Here is a 17,722-nt window from a genome sequence, read left to right on the forward strand (position 1 = left end):
ATTATTACAATTCTCTTAATGTATTTTCAAATCCTCTTTTCATCTCACTTCTTATCATATTACCTTTCATTAAAATAATATAATTTTGCATTTTATTATTAAACAAAAAAAGGCTATGGGAACTTCCCCCCTAACCTGAATAAATATTTACTACATTTTTATTTCTTCGTATATATCTATATAATATAAATCCTCTTTCAACTTCATAATAACATCTACTTCGTTATAAGTAGCCTCACGAGCATGTAAACCAAATTGATCCATACCAATCCATATCCACCCAGGTGTAAGATATAAAACATCTATATTAAAATAATCTAACTTAGTAAGCTCCGATGTAATAAATTTATCTTTATTAGCGATTTGTTTATCTATTAAACCGTATTCTTTCCCATTTTCAAATAGCGATATAAATTTCCCTACAATCGGATGTTCACGAACAATAAAATGATATTCTTTTTCTTCTATATTTACCACAATCAAACGAGAAACAGATAAATCAGGCCCTGAATTCGACATATTTGTTTATTCACCTCCTTATATAGGCTTCTTAAATATGATAACAAATGAATATTCAAATTAAGTTAATATAATGTAAAAAATAAAAAAGCTGATTTCTCTTTAGAAATCAGCCTTTATAATTTGATCAACTTTATTCTTTTACAAATTATTATAATGTTTCTTTTTCCTCATCATTTCCAGAAACTAAATTTCCTATAGCATCCGCTGTTACTTCCACTACAAATTCACAAATACCAGCTACAACTTCTCCAATTATTTCATCCATCTTTTTACCCCCTTATTTTATGTAACCTATTTGCATTATAGAAGAAACTGGTAAATACAAACTATCGAAAAAGGTGACATAAACCTTACAGAATTGTAAGCTCTTTCATCCCTTTACTTATCCCCTTTGAAACTCCAAGTATTTTTAGCAGACATATAGGCCATCATAATATGAAGCAAGTAATAATCTAGTGTCAGGAGGCGTTTAATATGTATTACGTAAAATTAATTAAAGGTCAATCTTTCTACGCTTTTGATCATCGTTTCTTAGTGTCTGAAGAAGAAGAGGTTTCAGAGAAAATTTATAATTACTTACGACGTAATGAATTTTTTGAAGTACGTAAAGAAGAATATTCTGCTTAATTACAAAAAGCATTAAGAAAAATATCATCTTATTGTGATATATTCTTAATGCTTTTATGTGAATTTCTTCTTTTCAATAATTATTGTTGACTCTATTAAATAATCTAGTATTTGTCCAAACTAATTATTCACTATTTTCATATTCTAGTATATGAGGAGGTGAAGAATATGACTCATATCATTGATTACCAAGCTACTCAACCTATTAGTAAAACTGGTGAAACAACTTTTGCAATCCCATCTTCTCCAAATAAAGCAATTTTAGCAAATTTGAAATTGCGAATTTCAAGTAGAGATTCACGTAATAATCGAGTAGAATTAATCGCTACAATTGGTATAGAAGGTATAACTGAGACTTCACAAGTTTTATTCCGAATTTTCCGTGATAATATTGAAATTTTTAATGCACAAGTAGGTATTGAATCTACAGATTCTGAACAATTCTATGTACAAACATTTCAAGCTATAGATCAAAACGTTAGCAGTGGAACACACGAATATTCATTAACTGTAGAAAACCTTACTAGTGGTGCAAGCGCAGAAGTTGTTGGCCCACTATCTTTTAGCGCTTTAGCTATTGGACAAGAGCGTAAATGTTGCTAAGTGAATCTAATATTTAATTTTGTACTTGAGAAAAGCGAGGCGTAGTTATACGTTCTTGCTTTTTTATATGTCCCCTTACTTTCTATTAGCTTTAATCATAAATTTTTTACGTTTTGATTCACTTATTTCATCAATTAACACATCAAATTTTTGACAAATCAAAAAGATTGAAATCCAATTATGAAACACGTAATATAGACTCTGACTCTAAAAAAGTTCGTATAAAAATACTACATAAATAAGGAGGTTTTATATACGCGTTTTTCATTTTAAAAGACGGAGAGGTTTTATGTTATGTGGCGTAATAAAAACGTTTGGATTGTTTTAATTGGGGAGTTTATTGCAGGTCTAGGATTATGGCTTGGTATTCTTGGCAACCTTGAATTTATGCAAAAATATGTCCCTTCTGATTTCATGAAATCAGTTATATTATTTATCGGACTATTAGCCGGTGTTCTAGTTGGACCTATGGCTGGCCGTGTCATCGATCAGTATGAAAAGAAAAAAGTTCTTCTTTACGCTGGGTTTGGTCGAGTTTTAAGTGTTATTTTCATGTTTTTTGCTATTCAATTTGAAAGTATCGCATTTATGATTGCATTTATGGTTGCTCTTCAAATTTCAGCAGCATTTTATTTCCCTGCATTACAATCTGTAATTCCACTCATCGTACGTGAGCATGAGTTATTACAAATGAATGGTGTACATATGAATGTTGGTACAATCGCTCGTATTGCAGGTACTTCACTAGGTGGAATTCTTTTAGTTGTGATGAGTTTACAGTACATGTATGCCTTCTCAATGGCAGCATACGCCTTATTATTCCTCTCGACTTTCTTCCTACAATTCGAAGACAAGAAATCAACAACACCAAGTAAACAAGCTGCAAAAGATAATAGCTTTATGGAAGTATTTCGTATTTTAAAAGGAATTCCTATTGCTTTTACAGCACTTATATTAAGTATCATCCCTCTATTATTTATAGCTGGGTTTAATTTAATGGTTATTAACATTAGCGAAATGCAACATGATCCTACGATTAAAGGGTTCATATATACAATTGAAGGTGTCGCATTTATGTTAGGTGCCTTCGTAATTAAACGTCTATCTGATCATTTCAAACCTGAAAAATTACTATATTTCTTCGCAGTTTGTACTGCTTTTGCACATCTGTCATTGTTCTTTAGCGATATAAAATGGATGGCTCTTACATCATTTGGTTTATTTGGGTTTAGTGTTGGCTGCTTCTTCCCTATTATGTCGACGATTTTCCAAACGAAAGTGGAAAAAAGTTATCACGGTCGCCTCTTCTCATTCCGTAATATGTTTGAGAGGGTTATGTTCCAAATCGTCTTACTTGGAACAGGCTTCTTCTTAGATACAATTGGGTTACAATATATGGTTCTCATCTTCGGAGTCGTTTCATTATTGATTATTTCTATTTCCCTTTCTAAGCAGAAACATTATGAAAAACAGCATTCACAATCTGCGAATTTATAAAATAAACAAAGAAGTATGGATCTAATATTGAATCCATACTTCTTTGTTTTATAATACGCCTATTTATTACGTTTATTGAAATTACCTAAAGGAGTATCCCCCTTTTATTTCGAATAGATTATAAAAAGTACTCTTTATAAAAGGAGTGGTAAAATGTCTGATGGCATCCAAGTATTTATTGTCCTGCTCTTTGCAATTGCTCTGTTTAGCATCCTAAACTTTTTAGCCATTTCCTTATCTGGACATAGTTTTAAAAAAAGAATCGTGGCAGGTTTCATATTTTTAATACTGACTCCCATTATCTTTTTGACTATCGCAACATTTGCTTCTATATTCGATGCAGGTACGTTAGCCTTTATGATCGCAAGCGTATATATATTAAATGGAATAGTAATTCTGCTTTCCTCTTTATTTATCCTCAAAAAAGACATAACATAGGCTATAGTACTAGCATGAATCTGACTTTACACTAGATTCATGCTTATTTAATTTCTCCTAAATTTTTATATGAAATTAAATAATTCTTTAAAAAAATTTAAACTTTATTTATTATAATATCCCTATCGTATTCGCACGTTTATTCAAATTTAAAAGAAAGGAGCACAAAATGAAAAAGGTTCTACTTACAATTCCTATACTAATCATCCTACTTAGTGGATGCAGCAATAACGATATATACGGTTCTTGGGAAGTCGTTGACAATAAAAAAGGTGAATGCCCTGTATATTATAAATTTGAAACAGTTGTCAAAAAAGAAAATAAAGAGGAAATTGTGCAAAATTTAGTAGAAATGCAAACAACAAAGAATAAAGACGATTTATATAAAGGCTCATTTGTCAAAAATTCTAATGTATATCACATTGATTATGGTAATTCATTTACATCGGACCAAACTTTAAAAGTTGCCGACGGTACATTAAATGTATACTTTTTGACAGCCGAAAAATTATGCACATATAAAAAGAAATGATTACATTTCAGAGGAGACGCAGAAAATATTTTCTGCGTTATTTCACTTTAGAAATCGTCCGCAAAAATAGCCCTTGTTTTCGTATTCTTTTTCATTCAAAACATGAGAAATATACTTAATAAAAACTAGAAAATACCTTAAGTTATATAAAATGAATTATATAATACACATTTCAATTAATATATCTACGTTATTTACATCGTTACTTTTCAAAATAGGCTAATCCTCCCTCTAAATTTATCAATCGTTTTAATTTTCATAAAAAAATGATAAAATGTAAACATGTGTTTTCAGAATAATTAAAAACGCAGAATGAAAGCACTGTTTTTAGGAGGGGTTTTGATGACTTACACGTTAGCAACTAGAATGAAAGCATTCCAATCTTCTATATTTAGTGAATTAGGAGCCTATAAAAAAGAAAAAATTGCAGCAGGTCATAACATGATTGATTTGAGCATCGGAAATCCTGATATGCCGCCCGCTGATTTTGTAAGAGAAACAATGGTACATACAGCGAGTGAAAAAGAGAGCTACGGGTATACATTATCCGGTATTCAAGAATTTCACGAAGCTGTAACTGAATATTACAACAACACTCATAACGTTTTATTAAATGCGGATAAAGAAGTTTTATTATTAATGGGTTCACAAGACGGGCTCGTTCATTTACCTATGGTTTATGCAAATCCAGGTGATATTATATTAGTTCCTGATCCAGGATATACAGCTTATGAAACAGGTATTCAAATGGCTGGTGCAACATCTTACTACATGCCTTTAACGAAAGAGAATGATTTCTTACCAGACTTAGAAGTCATCCCTGAAGAAATTGCCGATCAAGCGAAGATGATGATTTTAAACTTCCCAGGGAATCCCGTTCCAGCAATAGCTCATGAAGATTTCTTTAAAGAAGTAATCGCATTCGCGAAAAAGCATAATATTATCGTTGTCCATGATTTTGCTTATGCTGAATTTTATTTCGATGGTAATAAGCCAATTAGCTTCCTCTCTGTACCTGGTGCTAAAGAAGTTGGTGTAGAAATCAATTCTTTGTCAAAAAGTTATAGTTTAGCAGGTAGCCGTATTGGATATATGATTGGAAACGAAGAAATTATTCGTGCACTTACTCAATTTAAATCTAATACCGATTACGGTGTATTTTTACCAATTCAAAAAGCGGCATCTGCAGCACTAAGAAATGGCGCTGCATTTTGTGAGAAAAACCGCGATATTTATCAAGAACGGAGAGATACTTTAGTCGATGGATTCCGAACATTTGGCTGGAATGTCGATAAGCCAGCTGGTAGTATGTTTGTCTGGGCTGAAATTCCACAAGGATGGACTTCTCTAGACTTCGCTTATGCATTAATGGATCGTGCGAATGTCGTTGTTACACCTGGTCATGCATTTGGACCTCATGGAGAAGGCTTCGTACGTATTGCACTCGTTCAAGATAAAGAAGTTTTGCAACAAGTTGTTGAAAATATTAGAAATAGCGGCATTTTCGTCCTTGAAAAAGTAGATGAATTAGTTAAAAATTAGTTCCCACTCCCCTGCTTAACTTTAGCAGGGGTATTATTAATTGGAGGTACTTTCATATGCATATTAAAGACACGCTTCCCCATCGTTATCCATTTTTAATGATTGATAAAGTAACAAATGTAAAACAAGGTGAATCCGTTACAGGATATAAACTCATTACAAATAACGAATGGTTTATAAATGATAGTCAAAAACATATGCCTCATATGTTAATTGTAGAATCACTTGCCCAGCTTAGTGCATTTGTACATACAAGTGATTCTGAAGGACTAGGATTCCTCTCCTCTTTAGATGGAGTTGAATTCCACGGAAAAGCATATCCCGGTGATAAACTTGATTTACATTATGAGCTAACGCGCAATCGCCGAGGTTTTATTCTTGGTAAAGGTATTGCAACTGTAAACGACCAGCCTATTGTAACTATAGAAAAACTATTAATATATCAAGCAGATTAAAGTGTTCCTTATATCAGTTGGAAATATCTATTCTCAACCAATTAAGTAAATAGGAAAACATATTACGTAGTTAGGAGCAGGAAAATGGAACGTACTATCGGTATCGATGCTGGAGGCACATTAACGAAAATAGCTTATTTTAACGAAAAAAAGCTATTAACTTTTGAAAAATTTTATTCGCATGAACAACATAAAATAATAGATTGGATTAAAAACAACAATGGCATAAAACAAATATGTATTACGGGTGGTAAATCGAAACTATTACAGCATCTGCTTACAGCTTCATATAAAATAATAGAGCTAAACGAATTTGAATCTACTCTTGCAGGTGTCCAATACATATTAAAAGAAGAAAAACACACTATAAACAATTTTATTTTAACCAATATCGGTACAGGTACTTCTATCCATTATGTTTATAATGAACAATATATTCGCGCTGGTGGAACCGGAGTTGGCGGTGGGACTATTATGGGACTTTCAAAATTGTTAACAAATATAGATCATTTTGAAGATGTAATCCCTCTAACAAAAGTAGGATCTAGAAAAGAACTAGATATTACGGTTGGAGATATTTATAGTGGTATTCTCTCACCTATTGATAATAGCTTAACTGCTAGCAATTTTGGTAAAGCCGCTATTTCAGAATCGAAATATAATAGCTCAGACATACTTGCTACTATACAAGGACTTGTCGGTGAAGTCGTTACTGCATTAAGCCTTCAATTCGCTGAAACAAAAAACATTGAACATATTATTTATATTGGTTCGACTTTATGTAATAACGTACAACTTCAACATATTATGAGTAGCTACACCGAATATCAAAATAAAACACCAATCTTTTTACAAGATGGTGGTAATAGCGGTGCAATTGGTGCATTACTTCATGCTACGAAATAAAAAGCTGACTTTTGTCAGCTTTTAAAAAATGGCACTTCAAATTCAATAATTGATTCCCCATTCTCTCCAATTCGCTCCACGCTTATTCTATCAATCACACAATTTAACTTCCCATGAAAACTAGGAATCTCCTTCACTACTTCAGCAGCTAATTCGGCACTTTCTTTTCTTCCGACTGTTACATGTGGGATGTACGGAATGTCTTCTTTCAAAAATTGTAATAAAGGTCCTGTATACAGGCTATCATGTAGTTCTTCTATTTGTTTTCTTCCTCTATCAACTTCTAAAAACAAATAGTTTCCTACGCTAGTGATACGATTTGCAAACTCAATTTCAATTTTGCCTCCCCCTTTTGATACATTAAAAATATGAGATTTTAATTCATCATTTGAAATATTACTCTTAAACGGGAATACGATTGTTATATGCGGTGGAATTAATCCAAATAAAGGATCATGTTTATGTCTAATGTTCTCTATTTTATCGATGGACATGTTGTTTAGAAAAAGTAAAATTGTACGCATTTTTATCCCCTCAACTTTTCCTCATTATAATATGTATCATATTCTATGACAGCCTGCCCTTCAACAACTTGTTTTGCTTACCTATAAAAATAAAAAAACTTCTCAAATGAGAAGTTTTCATATAGCATGATTATTATTTTCCTGCCAAACTTTCCTAAACTTTATATAACAAGCAATTCTCCATGGAATAATATACGAGACAGCAACAACGTAAAATAATAAACCAATCGTTTGTTGATCTAAATCAACGATAAATTGTCTTGAACCATATCTTAAAACGACAAGTGCAATAAAAGTAATTAAAAAAGCTGCACTTTTTTTCGTATAAATATTCCCATCATCTCTTCGCTCATAATTTGTTAGTGCTATAAGTGGTACAGAGAAAAGAATCCCAATAAATGCTGCTATAGCCACTTGTAGTACAGCTGGATGTACGGGACCTAAAATCCATACAATACCTGGTGTTAAAAATAGTAATGGCCATAAAATACGTTTTCCCGATCCCTTTATTGGCTTATACATGGAGCGATAACGACGCCAAAATATTAGTAGTGCAATGCATAAAAAAACGGTTATTAATGAAGAAGTATCTCCCATTTACTCTTCCTTCTCCCCTAAAATAATTGTATTTAAATTGTATCTTCAAACGAAACCTTACGAATAAATAGAGCGCTAATTACAATATATATGCAAATAAGAACTATCGAAACTAATATGAAATTAGGTATTTCTAGTAACATTTTACTATTAATAAACACCAACTCTTTTATACCTATCCCTGCATACATTGTACTCGCCAATCCGAATAAAACTATTATACTAAAGGCCAATCCGAACCAATTAAATCTTTTCTGAACAATAGTTGTTGATTGGAATAAACAAGCTAATGTACTATAAAATATGAATTGTACAAAGAATTGTTCAATTGCAGATGCTCCTAAATTTACATGTTCTGTTTTATAAAATGTATCCTGTAAAAACAAAGCTTGAAGACATGAAAACAATGCTGATTGCAATAAATTAAAACATATTGAACCAATCAAAAATTGCAACCTAGTGACACCAAACGAGACGACTGTAGGAAAAATATCAAGTTGAATAAGAAACACGCTTATCACAATAAACATTACGATTACAATTGATGAATTATTGAAAATATCATGTAAAAATGCTACCTTTATTCCCTTTAAATCAGTTGCAGTCATTGTCCCTTTTATAAGTAATGCCACAGTCCAAAAGATAAGAATGGCTTTATACTGATATTTTATATGTAACTTCAACTGCTTCATTAACATCGTCATTTTATTTCACCATCAGTTATATGAATAAATAGTTTTTGTAATGTAATTCTATCAATTGATAACCCTTCTTTTTCAAGAGAGTAATAATCTTCATTAGAAAGTTCTTCCCATATAACAGAAATCCCCTTATTTCCATAAACTTCTCGATTTATAACTTTTTTATTAATTGAAAACTTACCTACTTTATCTTTTTTCCCTGAAATAATATGACCTTGTCGTAATAAATCTTCCACTGATGATTGAACAACAAGTGCACCTTCTTTTATGATGATTACATCTTCGATAACATGGGTTACTTCTTCTACTAAATGAGTTGATAATATAATTGTTCTTGGATGCTCACCATAATCTTCTAATAGTAAACTATAAAACAGCTCTCGATGTGCTGCGTCTAAACCGGTAGTCGGTTCATCAAAAATTGTAATCGGCGCCCTACTTGCTAATCCTTGAATAATTCCTACTACAGTTTGCATTCCATGTGATAATTTATGGTATTTGTCTTTCAAATTAAGTTGAAATCTCCTAGCAAGTTCTTCAGCAAACTCTTGATCCCAGTTTTTATAAAACATGTTACATAAATTAAAAATATTTTTTACTTTATCATTTAAATATGCAGCTTCTTTAACTCTAACAAAACAAATATTTTGCATTGCTTTACTATTTTCAAATACATTTTCACCAAATATTGATACACTTCCACTACTTGAAGTAATTTGACCTGCAAGTAAATTTAATAGTGTCGTTTTCCCTGCTCCGTTCCTTCCAAGCAAACCATATATTTTATGCTCTTCCAATGAAATCGTTACTTCATTTACAGCTATTTTCTTTTTATATTTTTTCGTTACATCTTTCGTTTCAAGTGCAATCATCCCTCTTTCCCCTCCTTCGTAATCTTTTGAATCATATCCATCAATTCATTTTTTGATATTTCTAGTACTTTCGCTTCTTCCCACACTTTAGGTAAATATTCAGTCATAAAAGTATTTTGTCTTTTTTTTAGTACGACTTCTTTCGCTCCCTTTGCAACAAACATTCCGATCCCTCTCTTTTTATATAAAATCCCCTCATCCACTAATACATTTACCCCTTTAGCTGCAGTAGCCGGATTTATTTGTAACATCTTCGCAAATTGATTTGTCGATGGAACTTGTTCTTCTTCAAGCAATATGTCTTTTAAAATATCAGATTCAATCGTTTCTGCAATTTGTAAGTATATTAATTTATTTTGCTCCAGAGTAGGTTTCACACTTTCACCACCTTAGGTTCATAGGTTCATTACTTGTGTAATTAACCATATCACATAAAAATGTTTTTTTCCATAAATTTCTTTTACAAAAAAAGAGAATCATTCGTTTAAGAATGACTCTCTTTCTAAAATTTCGAAGTTTCAACTCTTGTTCTCAAATTCTTTTCATTTATACCATTTTGACAAAAGTTCAATTGTTGTCCCTTTATTGACTTTGTACGATCTACTATTTGCCCTAAATGATAACTTGTATGCTCCACTAAATGTAATAAACTATGAAGTTCAATATGCCTTTTTTCTTCCCATACTTGTATATATACTTTTCCCCACTCATCAAATATTTCTTCAACAGTTTTTAACAAAGTTTCGGAGCTTAAATGTTTTATTGGAAAATATTCTTCAATTCCATTTTCAAAAACTATATTGGGATCCTTATAACGCCTTGTATTTCTCTGTAAATGTTCACAAATATGTAGTACGATTCCACCAATTGAATTAACAGAAGTCTCTTGTTTCCACAAATCTTCTTCACTAACGAGCCTAATTGCCTGTACTAACTTAGGTAAATAATGATCCTGCATTCTATGATAAGAAATTTTGTATACTAACTCCATCTTCTCCCCTCCATTATTTCAACTGGCTCACTGGATATTTAGCAAATAAAGATTTCCGAAAATCTTTATCTTCCACAAGCATTTTAATTTTTTCTTCATTGCCGTTAAAGAACTTTATAACTTTATTTTTATCCCCTATATCTTTTTCTTTTGGAAAATCATCGAATATACTATGCAAAATTGATAACATTTCTTCCCTCGTTATCTTAAAGTTTTTATTCTCTACCTGAAACTCATAACTTTTTGCATTTGGCACTAAAATTACTAAATATATAGCATTAAAGAAAAAATTCTTCTTCATCGTATCCTTCTCATCAAACCAATACGTCTCAATCATTTCTTCTGTAAGAGCCCCACTTTCTTTTGCGCCATAGTTCACTTTTATATTTTCATTTTCTAAACTTATACTTTGAACTGTTCCACCACCGGGTAAATGATTAACAATTGCAACCACATCTGAGTTATTACCAACATATGTTCCAGCATATTTCTTAAAGTCACTAGGTTTCACATCACATATTTCTTTTATTCTTTCTCCGCTAGAACAAGCAGTAATAAATAAAAAAATTGTTAGCATAACAACTACATTACGATGCATATATTTCATTTAGCATCCCCCATTTTTATCGATATTTCGTTAATTACAATACATCTTCTCAAAACCCTTTAAAACATACGCATTTTAATCAAAATTAAAAATTTTCAATTTTTCCGTTTACAATTATCCATTAATTGTATATAATTACTAACGTAAGAAAAATATTCTAAAAGGAGGTCGAAGGAAATGATGAAATTACAATTACATGCATTAACTTTAGCGTTAACTGCACCTGTGGTTTCTGGACAATTAAATATGAATTCGACCACCCTAATGGAGAATTGAAAATCGTACTTTATTTCATTTAATTCATAAATTCGCCACAGGAGGTCGTATACTTTCCTGTGGCTTTTTCACGCCCAGCCATAGGAGAACTGTATCTTCCTGTGGTTTTTTTGCGCGATTTTTTAGTCTCTTACATTATTTTTCTAAGAAAGGAGCAACATTCAATGACTATTAGCGTATTGTTTTTAAGTATTACGATTCAAAGAAATACAATTTCCAAAGATGAAATTCTTCATAATGAGCAAATTGAAAAAGCTATGAATGATGTTAAGGAGCGCCAAGCACTTTACTGTGATCACCTGTAATTCCTTTTCGAAAGGAGGAATTCATTTATGACTTTTCATATTTTCTTTTTTACGACTGTACTTCAAAAAAATACTTTATCTGAAACTGAAATTAATCGTAAACAACAGTTAAAACAACTAACTGATAAAATAACTGACATTAAAAGTTCATACTACACTCAAATGTATTAAAAATATATTTTAAAGGGGTAATATATTCATGAAATTTAAAGCATTCTTTTTAACAATCACCATTCAAAAACGTAAACTTTCACAGAAAGAGATTTTACGTGAGCAACACATCCAAAATATTATGGACGAAGTAAAAGAACGCCAATCTTCTTATTACACTCGTCTTTTCTAAAACACTTATAAAGGGGCAATTATTTTATGAAATTTAAAGTATTCTTTTTAACCATTACCATTCAAAAAAATAAATTTTCCGAGTCTGAAATGCTTCATGAGCGACAAATTAATCAGGCTATGGATTCTGTAAAAGAAAGACAAAGTCATTACTGTAGTCACCTGTAATTTCTTATTACACTCGTTTTTTCTAAATCACTTATAAAGGGGCAATTATTTTATGAAATTTAAAGTATTCTTTTTAACCATTACCATTCAAAAAAATAAATTTTCTGAGTCTGAAATGCTTCATGAACGACAAATTAATCAGGCTATGGATTCTGTAAAAGAAAGACAAAGTCATTACTGTAGTCATCTGTAATTCCAATTCGAAAGGAGGAATTCACATATGAAGTTTCACCTATTCTTTTTAACCATTACCATTCAAAAAGAAACAATATCTCAAAATGAATTAAAACAAGAAAGACAATATAAACAAGTTATTGATGAAATTCGAGATCGTAGAAGCAAGTACTACACTCACCTTTAATCGTTTAACTATATAGAATTGAAAGGAGTCGATTATGATGATGATAGCACGCTGTAAGGAAATGATTTGGATAGTTCAGAGGGATTCCACATAGTTTTATAGAGCTTATATCACACAAGTTCATCGCTGAATTTGATGTATAAAAAATATATAATAAAATCAAATCAACCCGCTTTTAATTATTTTTTTATAAACAAAAGATACACCACTTAAAAAGAGGTGTATCTTTCTTAGGTTTTACTATTTCCGATTACTTCTCTTCGTCTTAAACAATCTCACTAAGTTCGAAACAACTGTTTTTGTTACTGCATAAACTGGTACTGCTAAAATCATTCCGATGATTCCAGCAAAGTTACCTACCCCTAAAATTAGGATAATAATTGTTAATGGGTGGATGTTTAATTTCGAGCTCATAATACGTGGTGAAATAATATTACTTTCAAACTGTTGTACAATTGTTACGATAATAATTACGTATAAGGCTTGCATCGGAGATACGAACAGTCCTACAATAACAGCTGGTGCTGCTCCGATAAATGGGCCTAAGTTAGGAATGATGTTTGTAAATGCTGCGATAATCCCTAAAACGAAAGCGTACGGTAAATCGATAATTAAATAACCGATAAAAGTAAACGCACCTACAAATATACAAACGAGCGCTTGCCCTTGAATATATGCAGATAATGTTTCGTTCGTTTCCTTAATGATACGAAGCCCCTCTTCACGGTAAGACTCTGGTAATAAACTTACCGCTTTCCCTGGAAAGGCATGTCCATCTTTAAACATGTAAAATAAAATGAACGGTACAGTAAATACAACTAATGCAACGTTCGTGATAATACCAAATAAAGCCGTTGCACTCGACGTAATTGTATTTGGTATATCTTTTAAGTATTCAATCGCATTTTTTTCAATTGTTTCAATGGAAACGTAGTTTTGTGTAGATAACCATTCAAACAACCTATGATGTGATAATTCTTGTATGTATACTTTTCCCTCTTTTATGTAGCCTGGCATATTTTTAACCAAGTCCATTAGCTGTTGTGAAATCGTAGGAACAACTACTCCAACGCCAACCGCAGTTAATGTTATGATAAAAAGATATAACAGCAATATCGCTAAATTTCTAGGTACTTTTTTATTCTCCAAAAAGATTAATACAGGATTAAATATGAAGTATAAAAAAAGCGCGATTAAGATTGGGAAAAATAATGTTGATATGAAGATACCAATCGGTTGAAATAAAAATGATATTTTTGTGCAAATAAATATGATTCCTACAACCATTAGCACTTCTAATGTCCAAAAGTGCACTTTTGATTTCAAAAAAATGGCCTCCTTTAAACTAGCACTTCTCTTCATTGTACCAAAATAAGTATGAATTTCACATAATATTTTCCTTTACAATATTCCAAAATACCAATAAATACACTACAATGAGATTACATACAAATTTGCAGGTAAAGGTGATAAAAATGACACAATGCATCATTTGCAGAAAAGATACGAAAGAACTTAGTGAACAATATGTCATTCCAGAAATATTATGTGGATATTATTTCACAAACTCAATTTGTGATACTTGTCATGAACAAATGACAACAAATATTGATCGTCCTTTAATTAGGCATAAATTGAGTCAATTTAAGATTGAACAAATGAAAAGACAAATTGATTCCCCACTCTATACGAATGAGCACGGTGAAGAACTTGCGGCTGCTGAGACTGATGTTGTCGAAGTAAGCGACGAAATTCTTTATTCTAATGCATTAATTATGAAACTATGTAAAAAGCACGATATTTCCTTACATAATGAAATTTGGAAAGAGGAACGTGTAACGAAAGTAGCGAGTTCTATTCAACGTGAATTGCTATTGGATAACCGTAAATATAAAATGAGTATATTAAAAATGGCTTATACATTCGCTGTACAAACAGTTGATGGCTACTTTGAAAATCAAGATGCGATTGATATCTCTACCATTCTCTCAAATGCAGATTTCGTGGAACTAAAAGAAAAAAGCATTGTACGTGATTTAAGCAAAAGTTCTTTATGGAATACGCTAAATACAAGTAGTGAAAATCATTACTTTATTTTACTTAGCGATAAAGACGGTCTGTTTTGCTTCATTCGTTTGTTTGACATCTTTGATGTTGTCGTTCATTTATCAGAAAAAAGATTTGACCTTCCATCACCCATTGTCGGTGTAAATAATGTGAATACACAGAAATTTTATGTCCAAAGTTTAAAACAGTATATGGATGGTCTGTTTAAAGAAAAAGCACCTACTATATAATAGGAACCAGAACGTACGGTCTCCTTTCTTGATGAAAAGACACTGTGTTATAATGAGTATGAAAAGAACAATACAATCACATAAACCAATTATAAATTGTATATAAATAAAAAAGACTAGTGTGCGGCTACACACTAGTCCACGTAACTTAGCAGATTGGATTGTTCATTTATCCTATTTGTTTCTTACAAACAAAACAACCCACATTCTATAGGCATAGGTGGGTTGTTATTTTTTGAGCTTGTCTATTAAAACGACGACGAACGTTAACAATGCAACGAGAAACAGTCCACCCTGCAATAGCAACGCTATTTCACTCACGAATTATCACCCCCCTCCTACTTGGAGAAGTGATAATTGAACAACCAACCGCACCTTAAGTTACCCTTTAATTTTACCATATTTTCTAATAATTTACGATGAAAACCCGCAAGCGAATAACTTGCGGTTTTTTTATACCGTATTAACAGGCAGTAAACAAAATGAAGCAATAAATAGGTGAAACTTTATTTCTCACTATTTTTTTAATGCATATGCATCAGCAATCATTTCACCAACAATTTTATTTTCTTCTTTCTTCTCGTCTTTCAATAATGGGAATAACAATTCTGCCACTTCATACGCTTCTTCTAAATGCGGATATCCTGATAAAACAAACGTATCAATTCCTAACAATTCATATTCTTTTATCCTTTCTGCTACTGTATGCGGATCGCCTACAAGTGCAGTACCTGCCCCACCTCTTACAAGTCCGATTCCAGCCCATAAATTAGGGCTTATCTCTAACGACTCTCTCGTACCTTTATTTAAATGGGTCATCCGTTTTTGACCAACCGAATCATATCTTGCAAATGTCTTTTGAGCAAGCCCAATTGTTTCATTATCCACATATTGAATTAAACGTTCTGCCTCTTCCCATGCTTCTTCTTCTGTTTCTCTTACAATTACGTGTAATCTAATGCCAAATCGCACTGTACGCCCCTTCTCTTCTGCAAGTTTTCTTACTTCTTCTATTTTCTCTTTCACTTGCTCTGGCGGCTCTCCCCACGTTAAATATACATCACTATGTTCAGCTGCTACTTCTTTTCCAGCAGCTGACGATCCTCCAAAATATATAGGAGGATATGGTGTTTGAACTGGTGAGAAGACAACTTTACTATCTGTAACTTTAATATGTTTTCCTTCTAAAGAGATCGTTTCACCTTGCAATGTCGATTTCCAAACTTTTAAAAATTCATCCGCTGCTTCATATCTTTCATCATGATCAAGATATAATCCATCTCCTTGTAGTTCAACTGGATCTCCTCCAGCTACTACATTAATAAGCAGCCTCCCATGTGAAATTCTATCAAATGTAGATGCCATCCTCGCTGCAACTGTAGGGGACATTAGTCCTGGTCTCACTGCTACTAAAAATTTTAGTTTTTCTGTTTCAGCAGCAAGAGCTGAAGCTAACACCCAAGGGTCTTCACATCCTTGACCAGTTGGAAGTAAAACACCCGTATATCCTAAATAATCAGCTGCCGCAGCAACTTGCTTATAATAACCATATTCAGCTGCTCTTCCTCGTTTTGTCGTTCCTAAATATCGACCATCTCCATAAGCCGGAATAAACCATAATAATTCCATACCTTTACACACCCCTTATTTATTTTGAATCGTATACTAACACATTCTATATAAATTACCCCTAATAATTTATATGTTAATTCCCTGTCTCACCTTTAAAGTTATCTCGCCATCTTAAAAACTTCACTTCTAGTAAACGTACTAGAGAGTCAGAAAACTTCCCAACAAATGCAAATATAATTATGCCGACAAATACAATATCTGTATTTGAAAATTGCCTTGCATCCATAATCATATAGCCAATACCTTCTGTAGACCCCATAAGTTCTGCTACTACTAAACTCACCCATGCAACACCTAACGATAACCTTGCTCCTAGTAAAAGGTTAGGCAATGCAGCTGGTAAAATTAGTTTCGTGATTAATTTTCTTTTACTAAACTCTAACACTCTCGCAACATCAAATAACTTTGAATCCACACCTCTAATACCTAAAAATGCGTTTACGTATAAAGGAAAAAATGCACCATCTGCAATTAATAACACTTTCGATGTTTCACCAAAACCGAACCATAATACGAAAAGCGGTGCAACAGCTAAATGAGGTACAGTTCTTAACATTTGCACAGATGGATCTAAATATTGCTCACTTCTCGTTGAAAATCCAACAATCGTTCCTAAAATGATTCCTAAGCCCCCACCAATAAAGAAACCAGCCGCAGCCCTAAATACACTAATACTTAAATGGCCGAATAACTCTCCTGTTTTAATAAGCTCTTGGAAAGCTAGAAAAATATCTAATGGTGTTGGTAAAACTGTTTTAGAAACAAGACCGAATACACCAGCTAACTGCCAAATTATTAATATAATAACCGGTATAGTAATCGCCCTTACTAAAACTTTTACATTTAACTTTCGCATCTTCTTGACGTTGTTTTTCTCAATCGTTATACTCGCTGGTTTAATAACAGCTTTCGTATTTCCCACTTTAC

Annotated in this window: 27 protein-coding genes; 15 read left to right on the forward strand and 12 right to left on the reverse strand. The window is 32.2% G+C overall.

The annotated features are described in order from the left end of the window. Positions 1-150: 150 nt before the first annotated feature. Complete coding sequence (locus ACTFRY_RS18195) at positions 151-519, reverse strand: hypothetical protein (RefSeq protein ID WP_000071478.1); 369 nt, start codon at positions 517-519, stop codon at positions 151-153. Positions 520-996: 477 nt separating this feature from the next. Here ACTFRY_RS18195 and ACTFRY_RS18200 point away from each other — a divergent pair, with 477 nt between their 5' ends. The 8 genes from ACTFRY_RS18200 (at position 997) to coaW (ending at position 7,122) form a co-directional block, all read left to right on the forward strand. Next, positions 997-1,149, forward strand: a complete 153-nt coding sequence (locus ACTFRY_RS18200) for a YqbF domain-containing protein (RefSeq protein ID WP_000291905.1) — start codon at positions 997-999, stop codon at positions 1,147-1,149. Positions 1,150-1,317: 168 nt separating this feature from the next. Then, entirely contained in the window at positions 1,318-1,752 is a 435-nt protein-coding gene (gene exsC, locus ACTFRY_RS18205) for an exosporium protein ExsC (RefSeq protein WP_000148806.1), read from the forward strand. 294 nt (positions 1,753-2,046) lie between these two features. After that, complete coding sequence (locus ACTFRY_RS18210; RefSeq protein ID WP_000269261.1) at positions 2,047-3,249, forward strand: MFS transporter; 1,203 nt, start codon at positions 2,047-2,049, stop codon at positions 3,247-3,249. Between the two features lie 153 nt (positions 3,250-3,402). After that, entirely contained in the window at positions 3,403-3,687 is a 285-nt protein-coding gene (locus ACTFRY_RS18215; RefSeq protein WP_016118090.1) for a hypothetical protein, read from the forward strand. A 169-nt stretch (positions 3,688-3,856) separates the two neighbouring features. Beyond that, the gene (locus ACTFRY_RS18220; protein ID WP_000757017.1) at positions 3,857-4,219 is read left to right on the forward strand and encodes a hypothetical protein; all 363 of its coding nucleotides are present in this window, start codon (positions 3,857-3,859) and stop codon (positions 4,217-4,219) included. 342 nt (positions 4,220-4,561) lie between these two features. Beyond that, complete coding sequence (locus tag ACTFRY_RS18225) at positions 4,562-5,761, forward strand: LL-diaminopimelate aminotransferase (protein WP_044797262.1); 1,200 nt, start codon at positions 4,562-4,564, stop codon at positions 5,759-5,761. A gap of 56 nt (positions 5,762-5,817) precedes the next feature. Next, positions 5,818-6,216, forward strand: coding sequence for a 3-hydroxyacyl-ACP dehydratase FabZ family protein (locus tag ACTFRY_RS18230; RefSeq protein ID WP_000547659.1), 399 nt, complete (start codon positions 5,818-5,820; stop codon positions 6,214-6,216). Positions 6,217-6,300: 84 nt separating this feature from the next. Continuing rightward, the gene (coaW, locus tag ACTFRY_RS18235) at positions 6,301-7,122 is read left to right on the forward strand and encodes a type II pantothenate kinase (RefSeq protein WP_000442489.1); all 822 of its coding nucleotides are present in this window, start codon (positions 6,301-6,303) and stop codon (positions 7,120-7,122) included. Between the two features lie 14 nt (positions 7,123-7,136). Here coaW and ACTFRY_RS18240 read toward each other — a convergent pair whose 3' ends face one another. The 7 genes from ACTFRY_RS18240 to ACTFRY_RS18270 form a co-directional block, all read right to left on the reverse strand. Beyond that, entirely contained in the window at positions 7,137-7,646 is a 510-nt protein-coding gene (locus tag ACTFRY_RS18240) for a 2'-5' RNA ligase family protein (RefSeq protein ID WP_001259207.1), read from the reverse strand. A 117-nt stretch (positions 7,647-7,763) separates the two neighbouring features. After that, positions 7,764-8,243, reverse strand: a complete 480-nt coding sequence (locus ACTFRY_RS18245) for a CcdC family protein (protein ID WP_098616657.1) — start codon at positions 8,241-8,243, stop codon at positions 7,764-7,766. A 32-nt stretch (positions 8,244-8,275) separates the two neighbouring features. Beyond that, positions 8,276-8,947 (reverse strand): DUF4052 family protein, encoded by a 672-nt coding sequence (locus ACTFRY_RS18250; RefSeq protein WP_000178179.1) that lies wholly within the window; start codon positions 8,945-8,947, stop codon positions 8,276-8,278. Beyond that, positions 8,944-9,816 carry an ABC transporter ATP-binding protein gene (locus tag ACTFRY_RS18255; RefSeq protein ID WP_098616658.1) on the reverse strand — a complete coding sequence of 291 codons (873 nt, stop codon included), beginning with the start codon at positions 9,814-9,816 and terminating at the stop codon, positions 8,944-8,946. The genes ACTFRY_RS18250 and ACTFRY_RS18255 overlap by 4 nt, the downstream gene beginning before the upstream one ends. Beyond that, positions 9,813-10,193, reverse strand: a complete 381-nt coding sequence (locus tag ACTFRY_RS18260; RefSeq protein ID WP_000805199.1) for a GntR family transcriptional regulator — start codon at positions 10,191-10,193, stop codon at positions 9,813-9,815. The genes ACTFRY_RS18255 and ACTFRY_RS18260 overlap by 4 nt, the downstream gene beginning before the upstream one ends. A 125-nt stretch (positions 10,194-10,318) precedes the next feature. Further along, positions 10,319-10,807: a DinB family protein gene (locus tag ACTFRY_RS18265; RefSeq protein ID WP_098616659.1), complete on the reverse strand. Its 489-nt coding sequence runs from the start codon at positions 10,805-10,807 to the stop codon at positions 10,319-10,321. Positions 10,808-10,820: 13 nt separating this feature from the next. Beyond that, on the reverse strand, positions 10,821-11,414 hold the full coding sequence (locus ACTFRY_RS18270) for a DUF4825 domain-containing protein (RefSeq protein ID WP_098616660.1): 594 nt from the start codon (positions 11,412-11,414) through the stop codon (positions 10,821-10,823). Between the two features lie 440 nt (positions 11,415-11,854). On the opposite strand from ACTFRY_RS18270, the gene ACTFRY_RS18275 reads away from it, so the two are divergent. From ACTFRY_RS18275 to ACTFRY_RS18300, 6 genes are read left to right on the forward strand one after another with little or no spacing between them, the layout of a single operon-like run. Next, positions 11,855-11,995 (forward strand): YrzI family small protein, encoded by a 141-nt coding sequence (locus ACTFRY_RS18275; RefSeq protein WP_000156193.1) that lies wholly within the window; start codon positions 11,855-11,857, stop codon positions 11,993-11,995. A gap of 27 nt (positions 11,996-12,022) precedes the next feature. Beyond that, the gene (locus tag ACTFRY_RS18280; RefSeq protein WP_000142729.1) at positions 12,023-12,166 is read left to right on the forward strand and encodes a YrzI family small protein; all 144 of its coding nucleotides are present in this window, start codon (positions 12,023-12,025) and stop codon (positions 12,164-12,166) included. A gap of 28 nt (positions 12,167-12,194) precedes the next feature. Further along, a complete protein-coding gene (locus ACTFRY_RS18285) occupies positions 12,195-12,338 on the forward strand; it encodes a YrzI family small protein (RefSeq protein ID WP_000668963.1) in 144 nt (47 codons plus the stop codon). A gap of 26 nt (positions 12,339-12,364) precedes the next feature. Continuing rightward, positions 12,365-12,505 carry a YrzI family small protein gene (locus tag ACTFRY_RS18290; protein ID WP_000669805.1) on the forward strand — a complete coding sequence of 47 codons (141 nt, stop codon included), beginning with the start codon at positions 12,365-12,367 and terminating at the stop codon, positions 12,503-12,505. A gap of 52 nt (positions 12,506-12,557) precedes the next feature. Next, the gene (locus tag ACTFRY_RS18295) at positions 12,558-12,698 is read left to right on the forward strand and encodes a YrzI family small protein (protein ID WP_000669805.1); all 141 of its coding nucleotides are present in this window, start codon (positions 12,558-12,560) and stop codon (positions 12,696-12,698) included. Between the two features lie 27 nt (positions 12,699-12,725). After that, a complete protein-coding gene (locus ACTFRY_RS18300) occupies positions 12,726-12,866 on the forward strand; it encodes a YrzI family small protein (RefSeq protein WP_000668497.1) in 141 nt (46 codons plus the stop codon). Positions 12,867-13,106: 240 nt separating this feature from the next. On the opposite strand, the gene ACTFRY_RS18305 is transcribed toward ACTFRY_RS18300, so the two are convergent. Beyond that, a complete protein-coding gene (locus ACTFRY_RS18305) occupies positions 13,107-14,192 on the reverse strand; it encodes an AI-2E family transporter (RefSeq protein WP_000837892.1) in 1,086 nt (361 codons plus the stop codon). A gap of 149 nt (positions 14,193-14,341) precedes the next feature. Here ACTFRY_RS18305 and ACTFRY_RS18310 point away from each other — a divergent pair, with 149 nt between their 5' ends. Then, on the forward strand, positions 14,342-15,163 hold the full coding sequence (locus tag ACTFRY_RS18310; protein WP_000189713.1) for an HNH endonuclease: 822 nt from the start codon (positions 14,342-14,344) through the stop codon (positions 15,161-15,163). A gap of 228 nt (positions 15,164-15,391) precedes the next feature. Here ACTFRY_RS18310 and ACTFRY_RS18315 read toward each other — a convergent pair whose 3' ends face one another. From ACTFRY_RS18315 to ACTFRY_RS18325, 3 genes are all read right to left on the reverse strand, one after another. Further along, positions 15,392-15,484 (reverse strand): putative holin-like toxin, encoded by a 93-nt coding sequence (locus tag ACTFRY_RS18315; RefSeq protein WP_001289320.1) that lies wholly within the window; start codon positions 15,482-15,484, stop codon positions 15,392-15,394. Between the two features lie 195 nt (positions 15,485-15,679). Then, positions 15,680-16,792, reverse strand: a complete 1,113-nt coding sequence (gene ssuD / locus ACTFRY_RS18320; RefSeq protein WP_044797265.1) for an FMNH2-dependent alkanesulfonate monooxygenase — start codon at positions 16,790-16,792, stop codon at positions 15,680-15,682. A 76-nt stretch (positions 16,793-16,868) separates the two neighbouring features. Continuing rightward, positions 16,869-17,717: an ABC transporter permease gene (locus ACTFRY_RS18325; protein WP_000528518.1), complete on the reverse strand. Its 849-nt coding sequence runs from the start codon at positions 17,715-17,717 to the stop codon at positions 16,869-16,871. Positions 17,718-17,722 lie beyond the last annotated feature (5 nt).

The sequence above is a fragment of the Bacillus cereus group sp. MYBK195-1 genome (assembly GCF_051916605.1).
Lineage (GTDB): Bacteria > Bacillota > Bacilli > Bacillales > Bacillaceae_G > Bacillus_A > Bacillus_A cereus.